The sequence below is a fragment of the Mesorhizobium sp. P3_A8 genome, from assembly GCF_056402995.1.
Genome location: NZ_JBFUGI010000007.1, coordinates 311,182 through 323,775, shown reverse-complemented (window position 1 = coordinate 323,775; position 12,594 = coordinate 311,182). Strand labels below are relative to the sequence as shown.

At 62.8% G+C, this 12,594-nt stretch carries 10 protein-coding genes; 7 read left to right on the top strand and 3 right to left on the bottom strand.

Translation table 11 applies throughout. The annotated features are described in order from the left end of the window. The first annotated feature begins 26 nt into the window (after window positions 1-26). From AC1DX4_RS19005 to AC1DX4_RS18985, 5 genes are all read left to right on the top strand, one after another. Window positions 27-608 carry a TetR/AcrR family transcriptional regulator gene (locus AC1DX4_RS19005; RefSeq protein ID WP_477221741.1) on the top strand — a complete coding sequence of 194 codons (582 nt, stop codon included), beginning with the start codon at window positions 27-29 and terminating at the stop codon, window positions 606-608. Window positions 609-1,233: 625 nt separating this feature from the next. After that, a complete protein-coding gene (locus tag AC1DX4_RS19000; RefSeq protein ID WP_477221740.1) occupies window positions 1,234-4,731 on the top strand; it encodes a helicase-related protein in 3,498 nt (1,165 codons plus the stop codon). Between the two features lie 126 nt (window positions 4,732-4,857). Then, the gene (locus tag AC1DX4_RS18995) at window positions 4,858-5,244 is read left to right on the top strand and encodes an RNA-binding S4 domain-containing protein (protein WP_477221739.1); all 387 of its coding nucleotides are present in this window, start codon (window positions 4,858-4,860) and stop codon (window positions 5,242-5,244) included. 249 nt (window positions 5,245-5,493) lie between these two features. Beyond that, a complete protein-coding gene (gene fdxA / locus AC1DX4_RS18990; protein ID WP_027041976.1) occupies window positions 5,494-5,832 on the top strand; it encodes a ferredoxin FdxA in 339 nt (112 codons plus the stop codon). Between the two features lie 371 nt (window positions 5,833-6,203). After that, window positions 6,204-6,785 carry a CarD family transcriptional regulator gene (locus tag AC1DX4_RS18985; RefSeq protein ID WP_010911999.1) on the top strand — a complete coding sequence of 194 codons (582 nt, stop codon included), beginning with the start codon at window positions 6,204-6,206 and terminating at the stop codon, window positions 6,783-6,785. 78 nt (window positions 6,786-6,863) lie between these two features. Here the strand turns inward: AC1DX4_RS18985 and AC1DX4_RS18980 are convergent, their stop codons facing one another. The 3 genes from AC1DX4_RS18980 to AC1DX4_RS18970 all read right to left on the bottom strand — a co-directional run bounded on the left by AC1DX4_RS18980 (window position 6,864) and on the right by AC1DX4_RS18970 (window position 9,218). Continuing rightward, the gene (locus tag AC1DX4_RS18980) at window positions 6,864-7,637 is read right to left on the bottom strand and encodes an amino acid ABC transporter ATP-binding protein (RefSeq protein WP_477221738.1); all 774 of its coding nucleotides are present in this window, start codon (window positions 7,635-7,637) and stop codon (window positions 6,864-6,866) included. Beyond that, entirely contained in the window at window positions 7,634-8,314 is a 681-nt protein-coding gene (locus AC1DX4_RS18975; protein ID WP_027041978.1) for an amino acid ABC transporter permease, read from the bottom strand. Before AC1DX4_RS18975 ends, AC1DX4_RS18980 begins: the two co-directional genes overlap by 4 nt. 130 nt (window positions 8,315-8,444) lie before the next feature. Then, the gene (locus AC1DX4_RS18970) at window positions 8,445-9,218 is read right to left on the bottom strand and encodes an amino acid ABC transporter substrate-binding protein (protein WP_477221737.1); all 774 of its coding nucleotides are present in this window, start codon (window positions 9,216-9,218) and stop codon (window positions 8,445-8,447) included. A gap of 328 nt (window positions 9,219-9,546) precedes the next feature. Here AC1DX4_RS18970 and AC1DX4_RS18965 point away from each other — a divergent pair, with 328 nt between their 5' ends. Together AC1DX4_RS18965 and AC1DX4_RS18960 are read left to right on the top strand one after the other, a co-directional pair. Further along, window positions 9,547-10,410: an RNA polymerase factor sigma-32 gene (locus AC1DX4_RS18965; protein ID WP_477221736.1), complete on the top strand. Its 864-nt coding sequence runs from the start codon at window positions 9,547-9,549 to the stop codon at window positions 10,408-10,410. A gap of 172 nt (window positions 10,411-10,582) precedes the next feature. Continuing rightward, window positions 10,583-12,535, top strand: coding sequence for a caspase family protein (locus AC1DX4_RS18960; RefSeq protein WP_477221735.1), 1,953 nt, complete (start codon window positions 10,583-10,585; stop codon window positions 12,533-12,535). The last annotated feature ends 59 nt before the right edge of the window (window positions 12,536-12,594 follow it).

Below are 12,594 nucleotides of genomic sequence, written 5' to 3'. Positions count from 1 at the left end.
CAACAGGCGTTGGCATATGCATCTTCATGACCGAGAATCAGCCGAAAAAAATCACCAAGTCAGACCGTACACGGGCTCAAATCCTCGAAGCCGCGCGCCAACTTTTCGCCGAGCACGGCTATGACGGCGCCTCCATCCGAGACGTAGCAGCGCAGGCCTCGATCGATCCGGCGATGGTGATCCGTTATTTCCACAGCAAGGACGAGTTGTTCGCCAGGGCGGCAGTCGTGAACCTGCAACTGCCCGATCAGCGGATCGATCCAGCCGCTATCGGCGAAACGCTGATCAGGCGCTTTCTCGTGAACTGGGAAGGTCCGGCCAACGGACCCGGAATGATAATCCTGCTGCGCTCGGCGGCTTCGAACGAGCACGCAGCCGACAAGGTCCGCGATGTCTTCGCCAACCAGGTGAGGCCCATGGTCGCTTCGATCGGCGACCCAGCGGATGCCGGCCGGCGCGCCGGGCTGGTTGCCAGTCAGTTGCTGGGTCTCGCCATGTGCCGATACCTGTTACGGCTTGCGCCGGTGGTCGCGCTATCCCACGAAGACATCATCCGAAATGTCGGCCCCGTATTGCAACGCTACGCCATGGGTCACGACGCGCATTGAATTTGGGGATGTGCCCCAATCCGGCACGCAAAGGTTAATGGCGGCAATGCCGCCTGTGCGAACCCTGTGGGCAAGCCTGTGAATTCTCGGTGGATAAGCTGTTCACAACACAAGATATTGGCGGAACAAAACGGGAAAATACCGCCGGCTCTGTTTTGTCGCCGATTCGTTCCGGCTTTGAGCGGAAGTTAACGTTAATGGCCCGGAATCGCCTGTGGTTGCTTAACACCCGGTTCAGAAAGATTAACAATTTCATAATGTTAATCGTCCAACCTCGGGCCGGCTCTGTGGTTTCCCGGCAAAGATTAAGGACGAAGCTCGCCTTGCATAAAACGGGCCAGTTCGGCGATTCAGCATGTGGTGAGACTCATGGCCACAAAATCCACATGTAGCCGTGAACAAAAGCTGAATCTGCCGGAGTCACTGATTCGTCGCCGATTCGTTCCAGACTCGTTCCAACTCTTAATCAGCAACCACTTAAGGGCTTGACAGAGAGGCCTTCGAGCCGCTGGCGGAACATTCCGCTTTCGCTTCGCGCCCGAAATCCCTATGTGTCGGCTGTCATACGCGCCAGTTGAGGCACGCTCCCGACAACCAGAGGCCAGAAAGCCTTATTTCCGAGCCGATGAACATCCAGCCGAAACAAACCCAGCCGCTGATCCTGTCGGGCCGCGACGTGACTGCAGTGCTTGGCCCGACCAACACCGGCAAGACCCACCTCGCCATCGAGCGCATGGTGGCGCACGAGACCGGTGTCATCGGCCTGCCGCTCAGGCTGCTGGCCAGGGAGGTCTACAGCCGCGTCTGCGAAAAGGTCGGCGCCCACAAGGTGGCGCTGATCACCGGCGAGGAGAAGATCCAGCCGCCGGGCGCGAAATATTCGGTCTGCACCGTCGAGGCCATGCCGCGCGAAACCGACGCCGCCTTCGTCGCCATCGACGAGGTGCAACTGGCCGGCGATCTCGAGCGCGGCCACATCTTCACCGACCGCATCCTGCATCTGCGTGGCCGCCAGGAAACGCTGCTGCTAGGCGCGGCCACCATGCACGGCATTCTCCAACGCCTGCTGAAGGGCGTCTCGGTGGTGACGCGGCCGCGGCTGTCGCACCTCGCCTATGCCGGTTCCAAGAAACTGACCCGTCTGCCACGCCGCACGGCGATCGTCGCCTTCTCCGCCGACGAGGTCTATGCCATCGCCGAGCTGATCCGCCGCCAGCAGGGTGGCGCAGCGGTTGTGCTGGGTGCGCTCTCGCCGCGCACCCGCAATGCGCAGGTCGAGCTGTTCCAGTCAGGCGATGTCGACTATCTCATCGCCACCGATGCCATCGGCATGGGCCTCAACCTCGATCTCGACCATGTCGCCTTCGCCCAGAACCGCAAGTTCGACGGCTACCAGTATCGCAATCTGACGGCGGCCGAGCTCGGCCAGATCGCCGGCCGTGCCGGCCGGCACCTGCGCGACGGCACCTTTGGCGTCACCGGCCAGGTCGACCCGCTCGACGAAGACCTGGTCAAGAAGATCGAAGGCCATGATTTCGAGCCGGTGAAGGTGCTGCAATGGCGCACCGCGCATTTCGATTTCGCCAGTCTGGACGCATTGAAACGCTCGATCGAGACCAACGCGCCGGTCGAGGGCCTGACGCGCGCGCTGCCGGCGGTGGACGCGCAGGCGCTCGAATATCTCTCCCGCGACGAGGACATCCGCGCGCTCGCCACCGATGCCAAGCGCGTGGCGCTGCTGTGGGAAGCCTGCGCGCTGCCCGACTACCGCAAGATCGCGCCGGCCCAGCATGCCGACCTCATCGCCTCGATCTATATGGACCTTGCCCGCCATGGCCATGTCGACGAAAACTACATGGCCGAGCAGGTGCGCCGCGCCGACACCACCGAGGGCGACATCGACACGCTGTCGCACCGCATTGCCCAGATCCGCACCTGGACATTCGTGTCGAACCGGCCCGGCTGGCTGGCCGATCAGGCACACTGGCAGGAAAAGACGCGCGAAATCGAAGACAGATTGTCGGATGCGCTGCATGAGCGGTTGACGAAACGCTTCGTAGACCGCAGGACTTCCGTCCTCATGCGGCGCCTTAGAGAAAATACCATGCCTGAAGCCGAAATTAGTCCTACCGGAACCGTCCTTGTCGAAGGCCACCATGTCGGCGAGTTGCAAGGGTTCCGCTTCACCGCCGACCAGACCGCCGGCGGCGAAGACGCCAAGGCCGTGCGCACGGCCGCGCAAAAAGCGCTGGCCGCCGAATTCGAGGCGCGAGCCGAACGTTTCGGTGCCTGCGCCAATGGCGACCTGGCACTTGGCTCGGACGGCACGCTGCGCTGGATCGGCGCGCCGATCGGCACGCTGGTTTCCGGCGAAGACGCGCTGAAGCCGCGCCTTGTGCTGCTGGCCGACGAACAGCTGACCGGCCCGGCGCGCGACAAGGTCGCCGCGCGCGCCGAACGTTTCGTCAATTTCCAGATCGAAAGTCTGCTGAAGCCGCTGGTCGACCTGAAGAACGCCGACCAGATTTCCGGCATCGGCCGTGGCATTGCCTTCCAGCTGGTCGAGAATTTCGGCCTCATCAACCGCCGCGACATCGCCGAGGAGATGAAGTCGCTCGACCAGGAAGGTCGCGCAGCGCTTCGCCGGCTCGGCGTGCGCTTCGGCGCCTATCATGTCTTCGTGCCGGCGCTGATCAAGCCGGCGCCCGCTGGACTGGTGACCTTACTATGGGCGCTGACGAACGACGGCAAGGACAAGCCTGGTTTCGGCGACGTGGTCCACGCGCTGGCGTCGGGCCGCACCTCCGTGGTCATCGATCCGACCTTCGACAAGGCCTTCTACAAGCTTGCCGGCTACCGCAATCTCGGCCGCCGCGCCGTGCGCATCGACATATTGGAACGGCTGGCGGATCTCATCCGTCCGGCAACCAACTGGAAGCCCGGCCTCGGCCAGCGTCCGGACGGCGCCTATGACGGCCAGTCCTTCATGGTGACGCCGCCAATGATGTCGATCCTCGGCGCCACCGCCGATGACATGGAAGAGATCCTCAAGGGTCTCGGCTATCGCGCCGAGCCGAAGCCGCCGGCGGAGGTCAAGGCGCGGCTGGAAGCGCAGGACACTGCCGCACGCGAAGCCGCAGCAGCCAAGCTCGCAGCGGAAGAGGCTGCACGCGCCGAGCAGGCCAGGGCTGCTGAGGCTGCCGCAACAGATGCGGCGGCGGAGGCAGCAGTCGAGGGTTCGGAACCGGCTGCCGCCGAGGTCGCCGTCGAAGCGCCGGCCGAAATCATCGCTGAAACGGCAGCAGAGCCTGTCGCTGAGGAGCCAACCGAAGCTCCGGCAGAAGCCACGGAAGAGCCCGCAACGGAGGCTGTCGCCGAAGCGGCTGCTGAACCTGCTGCCGAGCCGGAAGCGGAAGCCATCACTGACATCGTCGTCGCCGAAAGCGCCGACGCTCTCACCTCCCCCTTGATGGGGGAGGTCGCGGCGCGAAGCGACGCGGGTGGGGGTGATGGCGCTGACGATACGGGTGGTGCTGACGAAGCCGCCGCTGCCCCCACCCCGGCGCTGCGCGCCGACCCTCCCCACGAGGGGGAGGGTGAGGCCAGCGAACCCGCCGAGGCGGCCGCCGACGCGCCTGCCGCCGAAGCCGAAGCGCCCAAGCCGATCCTGTTGTGGCGTCAGGGCCGTTTCGAACAGCGCCCCCGTCATCACGAAGGCCGCAACAACCGCCAGCGCAATGGTCAGGCACGCGGCGGACGCAGCAATGCGCCGGCCGATGCCGCCGGCGCACCGGCAGCGGCCACGCCAGGCGAACGCCCGGCCCATGAAGGGCGGCGCGACGGCGCCGGCAAACCGCGCTTCGACCGCTCGAAGTTCAAGCCCAAGCCGCAGGCCGAAGGCGAACAGCGCCGCGACGGCCGCCCGCAAGGCGAGCGTCCAGAGCGTCGTGACGGCCGGCCCGACTGGAAGGGCGGCAGGCCCGAAGGCAAGGGCGGTCGCCCCGATCAGGGTGGCGCAAAAGCCGCCTTCCAGCCAAAGCCGCGCGAGGAACGTCCGGTGCGCTTCGATCCGGACTCACCCTTCGCCAAGCTCGCCGCCTTGCGCGACCAGCTGAAGAAGTAAGCCAGAGCCGGATGATTTCAGGTCGAATCGACCTGAATCTGAATCCGCCTCTAAGCTAAGAGATGGAGCATGATGTCGCCCGAAAACCGCTTCGCACTTTTCGGCATCATGCTCTAGGCGGGTTCGATGGTTGCTGAAGGCCGCCAGCGTATCGACAAATGGCTGTTCTTCTCGCGCGCGGTGAAATCGCGCTCGCTGGCGGCAAAGCTGGTCGTTGCCGGGCGGGTGCGCATCAATCGCGACAAAGCAGCGCAGGCCTCCGATCTGGTCAAGCCGGGCGACGTCCTGACCATCACGCTCGACCGGCGCATCTTCGTCTGGAAGGTGCTCGCCGCCGGCGTCCGGCGCGGCCCGGCCGAGGAAGCCCGCACCCTCTATGAGGACATGTCGCCGCCACCCACACCGAAGGGCGAAGCCCTTCCCGATGCTATCCCGGCGCTGCGCGAGGCCGGCAGCGGCCGCCCGACCAAAAGAGAGCGCCGCCAGACCGACCGCTTGCATGGCGAAGATTGAGGCTTGCCGAGCGGAACGGGGGCCGCGATCTCAGGCCGACGGCGGAGGCGCGACGGAACCGAACCCGGCAAACAAGACGCTCGACGCGACATCGCACGCCCCTGGCGCGCTTGCTGTCTGGAATTCCATTCCGGAAACGCCGAAGCTGCCGGGCATGGCAACCCTTGCAAGCGACCGACAAAGGCGTTACCTCACGGAAAAAGCCCAAGAAAACTGGCCCAATAAGCTGGGACGTCCCGGAGCCGACCGATGACCTATGTCGTGACCGACAATTGCATCAAATGCAAATACATGGACTGCATCGAAGTCTGTCCGGTCGACTGTTTCTATGAGGGCGACAACATGCTCGTCATCCACCCCGACGAGTGCATCGACTGCGGCGTCTGCGAGCCCGAATGCCCCGCCGACGCGATCAAGCCCGACACCGAGCCCGGCCTCGACAAATGGCTGCAGATCAACACCGAATATGCCGACAAATGGCCCAACATCACCGCCAAGAAGGAGCCGCCGGCAGACGCCAAGACCTTCGACGGCGAGGCCGGCAAGTTCGAGAAATACTTCTCCGCCGAGCCCGGCGAGGGCGATTGACAAGTCGGCCGTAAAGGCTTGTATGACGCAGCGTAACAGGCACGTCGGATGAACCGCCTTGACAGGCGGCGATTGGTTGTGGCCTTCGCGAATGCAGCAAAACCTTGATTCTTCCGACTTTTTGTGCTACATCAGCGAAACATGCCGGTGACACAACGTCGATTTATGGCGCAGACGCCCCAAATCACTGAAAGGTGAAGATCCCACTCCGGACCAGAGCGATCTGGGCCAGGCGGTCGCAGTTCGTGCGGTTTGCCGGTCCCGGCCTTTCCGGTGGGGTTCATCTGTTGTGCGGCTAACGATCGGTTCCCCCGGTCGCACGAGTTCGGGCCGGCAGGACGCCGGTACCACAACAAGGAGTTCAGGGCGTAATGGCAACGATCACCCCCCAGAAGAAGTCCACTGGTGCGCGTCATGGTTTCAAGACCGGCGAGTACATCGTCTACCCGGCGCACGGCGTTGGCCAGATCGTGTCGATCGACGAGCAGGAAGTGGCTGGCCACAAGCTCGAACTGTTCGTCATCGACTTCCAGAAGGACAAGATGCGCCTGAAGGTGCCGGTCGCCAAGGCGACCTCCATCGGCATGCGCAAGCTGTCGGAAGAGGATTATGTCGAGCGCGCGCTGAAGGTTGTGCAGGGCCGCGCCCGCGTCAAGCGCACCATGTGGTCGCGCCGCGCCCAGGAATATGATGCCAAGATCAATTCGGGCGACCTGATCTCGATCTCGGAAGTCGTGCGTGACCTCTATCGTGCCGACAACCAGCCGGAGCAGTCCTATTCCGAGCGTCAGCTCTATGAGGCGGCACTCGACCGCATGGCCCGCGAGATCGCGGCCGTCAACCGCATGTCGGAAACCGAAGCCGTGCGCCTGATCGAGGTCAACCTCAACAAGGGCCCTAAGCGCGGCGCCAAGGCCGACAATGAGGAAGCCGAGCAGGAAGAAGCTGCCTGATCCCTTCGTCTCTGAATTTAGAAAACCCGGCCTCGCGCCGGGTTTTTGTTTTTCGAACAGGCGAAACGAGGGCCGCGTCTACGCCTGACCGCCGCCTTCCTTCTCCGCCTCCTGCTTTAGCGTCGCGATGAACCGCTTCGTCCGCTGCTGCTCCGGATTGCCGAACAGCACGGCGGACGGCCCTTTCTCGACGATGACGCCGGCATCGAGGAACACCGCTTCCTGCGCGATCTTGGAGGCAAGCCGCAAATCATGCGTCGCCATCACCATGGTCGTGCCCTCGCTGGCAAGCTTGCCGAGCACGTCGACCACCTCTTGCGCCAGTTCCGGGTCTAGCGCCGAAGTTGGCTCGTCACAGAGCAGCACCTTCGGCGACGGCGCGAGCGCACGGGCGATCGCCACGCGCTGCTGCTGGCCGCCCGACAGCGTCGCCGGCCAGGCATCGGCCTTGTGCGCCATCCCGACCTTTTCCAGCAAAGCGAGCGCCCGCTCGCGCGCCTTCTCCGTCGGCCATTTCAGCACCGTCACCAGGCCTTCCATGACATTCTCGATCGCCGTGCGATGCGGGAACAGCTGAAAATTCTGGAACACCATGCCGGTCTGCAGGCGCAGGCGCTGGATATCCTTGGCCGCGACCTTGCCGCCTGGGCGGAATTCGAGCGTCTCGTCGCCGATGCGCACCGTGCCAGAAGTCGGGATCTCGAGCAGGTTGATGCAGCGCAAGAGCGTGCTCTTGCCGCCGCCCGAAGGACCGACAAGCGCTGTGACACTGCCTTCGGCGATGGTAACGGTGACACCCTTCAGCACGAGATTGTCGCCGAAGCGTTTTTCGATGTTGCTGAGGCCGATCATGAGCGTGCCTCCAAGAAGCCGCCATAGCGGTTGAGCCGGGTTTCCAGCCTTGTCTGCAGGGCCGACAGCACCGAGCTCAGCGCCAGATAGAGGATCGCCGCCTCGACATAGAGGATCAGCGGCTCATAGGTGGTGGCGACGATGCGCTGTGCTGCCTGGAACATCTCCGGCACGGTGATGGCGGCAGCCAGCGAGGTGTCCTTGACCAGCGAGATGAAGGTGTTGGAAAGCGGCGGCACCGCGACACGGCCGGCTTGCGGCAGGATGGTGCGCCGCATCGCCTGGCTCCAGGTCATGCCGATCGAATAGGCGGCTTCCCACTGGCCTTTCGGCACCGAGCCTATCGCCGCACGGATGATCTCCGACGTGTAAGCGCCGATGTTGAGCGTGAAGCCGATCAACGCTGCCGTGAAAGCGTCGAGCAGAATGCCGACCGACGGCAGGCCGTAGAAGATCAGGAACAGCTGCACCAGGAGCGGCGTGCCGCGGAAGATCCAGACATAGAAGCGCACCAGCGCGACCAGCGGCTTTGGCCCGAACAGCCGGCCAAGCGCTGCCCCCAGGCCAACCGTCAGGCCGAGGACGAAGGATAACAGCGTCAACGGCACGGTGAAGATCAGAGCGGCCCAGAGCAGCGAAGGCAGCGACTCCAGCATCAGTTGCAGCCAGTGCGGCACGAAAGGCCCTCCAGAATGAATGGTCGAAATGCGAATTCAGGCGCCATATCACGACAAAAGCGGCGAGCCGTCAAAGACGGCTCGCCGCTGGATGCCTTGCAGGGCGACAATCAAACCCCGCCTCGAAAAACTACTTCGAAACGTCCTGGCCGAAATAGGTGTCGGCGATCTTCTTGTAGGTGCCGTCGGCCTTGATGTCGGCCAGCGCCTTGTTGATGGCGGCGACCAGCTCGGGATCGCCCTTGCGCACGATGACGCCGGAATAGTCGGCGTTTTCCTCTTGCGCGGCGATCTTCACATTGGCGTCGGGCTTGTGCTTCTTGAAGTCGAGGAAGGACAGGCTGTCATTGATGGTGGCGTCGGCGCGGCCGGTCAAAAGCAGTTGGATCGACTGGTCGAAACCGTCGGTGCCGACCAGTTCGGCGCCGTTCGTCTCAGCCAGCTTGCCGAAGTTCGAGGTCAGCGACTGCGCCGACTTCTTGCCCTTGAGATCGGCAAAGGTCTTGATGTCGGTGTTGTCCCCGCGCACGATCAGCACGGCCTTGGAGGCGATGTAGGGATCGGAAAAGTCGTACTTTGCCTTGCGGGCGTCGGTGATGCCGACCTCGTTGATGACGGCGTCATAACGGCTGACGTCGAGGCCCGCGATCAACCCGTCCCATTTGCCTTCGAGGAACTCGACCTTGACGCCAAGCTTGTCGCCGATTGCCTTGGCGATCTCGACATCGAAGCCGACCAGCGCGCCCGAAGCGTCATGATAGGTGAAGGGTGCGTAGGTGCCCTCGGTGCCGACCTTGAAGGTGCCGGCCTGCTTGATCTGATCAAGATTGGCGCCGGCATGGCCTGATGCGACAGCCAGAACCTGCAGCGTTCCAGCGACGATAAACGACTTGAGCCATTTCATTTTTCTGTGATCCCGTCCTTGGCCGGTTGCCCGGCATGTTGTGAGGGCTGGAAAATGGCAGATGCAACCGGAAAAAATAAGGAACTGAATTTCAAAAACAGAGCATTTCCGAAATCAGATTCTCGAAACGTCGTTTCTTGGCGACATTCGAAGTCGTTACTGGCCCGTGCTGACATCGCTCAAGCAAGATGATCCGCCTGGCAACAGCCAGGGAACCATTCCCGCACACCACACGTTTTGGCTGTTCTAGGGCGCGACGCCGCGATTTCAACCGGTGCCCTGCCAAGTTCGTAACCTCAGTCATAGCGCCTGAGCCAGGGAGCACCTCATGATGCAAGACACGGCAGGACGGATCATGGTCCGCGCGGCGATGAAGGCGCCCTACCTCGAACGGGACGAGGAACATCGGCTGGCCTTGCTCTGGAAGGAAGACAACGACCAGAACGCGTTGCACTGCATCACCGTCGCCCATATGCGGCTGGTCATTTCCATGGCCTCCAAATTCCGTCACTACGGCCTGCCGCTCGGCGACCTGATCCAGGAAGGCCATGTCGGCCTGCTCGAGGCCGCCGCCCGCTTCGAGCCCGAACGCGAAGTGCGGTTTTCGACCTATGCGACGTGGTGGATCCGCGCCTCGATGCAGGATTACATCCTGCGCAACTGGTCGATCGTGCGCGGTGGGACGAGTTCTGCGCAGAAAGCTCTGTTCTTCAACCTGCGACGGTTGCGTGCCCGGCTGGCGAACGGCGCGGAGCCGCTTTCCAACACAAGCCTCTACCGCGAGGTGTCGGTTGCGCTTGGCGTCTCCGAGGCTGACGTGGCGATGATGGATTCACGGCTCTCCGCGCCCGACTCCTCGCTGAACGCGCCGCTTGCCGACGATGCGGGCGCCACCGAGCGGATGGACTTCCTGGTCTCGGACGACCCCCTGCCCGATGAGATTGTCGGCGACAAGATCGATGTCGCACGTCGCTCGCTGTGGCTGAAAGAGGCCCTTCACGCGCTCAATGCACGGGAACTCAGGATCATCGAGGAACGCCGGCTGAACGATGACGGCGCCACGCTCGAAGCACTCGGCGAGACGCTCGGCATTTCCAAGGAACGCGTCCGCCAGATCGAGGCCCGCGCCATGGAAAAGCTCAAGGTCGCGCTGGTGAAACAGAACCCGGAATTTCTGGCGACAGCCGCCTGATCCCAATACAGAGATTCGAGATATAAAACATAAGATTTATCTTAAATAAGATATTCCACGATCACGGGAGAATCTATTCTTTTTAATCTGAGGATTGTGATTTCTCTAAAAGACCAAAGCATGGCAAAAAGCCTCTTTAGGCTACAAGACCATAACAACTATGGGTTTTGCCATGCTGAAACGCTGCGCGTTCCTTGCTGCCTTGATCCTCATGACCCTGTCGACATTCGACGCACGCGCCGATCGAAGGGTTGCGCTCGTGATCGGCAATTCGCAGTATCGGGAAATCCCGGCCCTCAAGAATCCGAACAAGGACGCTGAGGACGTTTCGAACACGTTCCGGCAGGCCGGCTTCGACGTCTTCGTCGCCAAGGACGTGACCAAGCTCCAATTCGAAGAGAAGTTCCGCAACTATCTGGCCGCAGCCGACGGCGCCGATCTCGCCGTCGTCTATTATTCCGGCCACGGCTTTCAGATCGGGGGCCAGAATTTCCTGATCCCGGTCGATGCGTCGTTGAAGGATGCGGCCGACATGGAGGTCCAGACCATCAGGCTTGACGACATACTGCAGCAATTGCGGCCGAAGTCGAAGGTCCAGCTGATCATCCTCGATGCCTGCCGCAACAATCCTTTCCCGCGCAAGGACTACTGGCTGCGCGACCAATTGATCGTCTCCGGCGGCACCGGGCTCGCGGAGGTGACCGGCTCGCAGAATGCGCTGATTGCCTTTGCCACCGGGCCCGGCGCTGTCGCTTATGACGGGTCCGGCGATCTTAGCCCCTTCTCATCCGCCTTTTCGCGCCGCGCGCTGGCGCCGAACCAGGAAATCCGCGCCGTCATGGCCGCCGTGCGCCGCGATGTGGTCAAGGCGACCAATGGCAGGCAGGTTCCGTGGGAGAATTCCTCGCTGATCGACGATGTCGTGCTGATGCGCGCGGCGGGGCAATCCACGCTGGCGGCGCCCGACGCCCAGCAAAACCAGCAGGTGGCGGAGCGCGGAATCCAGGTCGGCACTGCCGCCGAAGCTATCGAAAATCGCGACATCAGCGTCCCGGTCGGCGTCGGTCCGGTTGCGCTGAAGCTGGATTTTCCGGCCAAGGATGTCTCGACGAGCCTCAAACTTGCCGGTTATCCGGCAGCTGGAACGCTGTCCCTGCCGGATCGCGTCCTATCGCCGCAGTCGAGCCTGATGGCCGCTGAAGTCGACCAATTGCGCTACGAGCCGCAGATCGGCTCGACCGCTCCCGTCGAGATTAACTTTCAAATCCGCGCCGGCAACACGTCGAAACGGGCTAAGATGAAGCTGTCGCCGAGCGTTGACCCCTGCGACCAGGCCGCTGGCGAGCCGCTCGACCTGCAAGGCGTCGTCCCAGGCCGGTTACCGAACGAGATCGCAGACGGCGCGGTCGAGGCCTGCGAGGCGGCGGTGAAAGCCTATCCCGATGTCGCCCGCTTCCGTTACGAACTCGGGCGGGCGCTGCTGGTCGCCGGCAACATCGACGAGGCCAGGAAGGCGATCCAGGAGGCGTCCGACAAGGGACACGTCCGCGCCGTCTACGAGCTCGGCTACCTCGCCGCCTCGGGAATAGGGATGCCCGTGGATGCCACGCAGGGGAACGATTTCTATTCGCAAGCGTCCGACAAAGGCGACCCCTACGCCATGAGCGCGTGGGGCCAGGCCCTTTTCGATGGCGTCGGCGTCCAGCGCGATACCGGCAAAGGGCTTGACCTCATGCTCAAGGCAGCAGCGATGGGGCATATCAACGCCATGAACGATCTTGCGATGATCTTCCAGGAAGGCCGCAATGGCGTGCCCGCCGATCCGGCCCGTGCCTTGGCTTTCCTCAAGGCTGGCATCGAACGGCAAGAGGCTTATTCTATGGGCATTCTCGGTCTTTCGCCCAGGCCAAGCACGCTGACAGTCGCGGCGTGCACGCCCAAGGTGGTGATCAAAGTCATCACGAAGACAAAGGTGATCCGTACACCCGTGCCAAAACCGCCGCGGCCGAAGATCGCCAAGCCAAAGGCCCCGACAGTGCCAAGTGAAACCGGACCAGTGCTCTGGCGCGGCAATGGCGGCGGCAACTCCGACCACAGCACCAGCGGTGGCGGCAGTGACGGATGACGACAGCGATGCCATGGGCGCATCGTCGGAACAGACAGTGTCGAAATTGATTGTTCCGC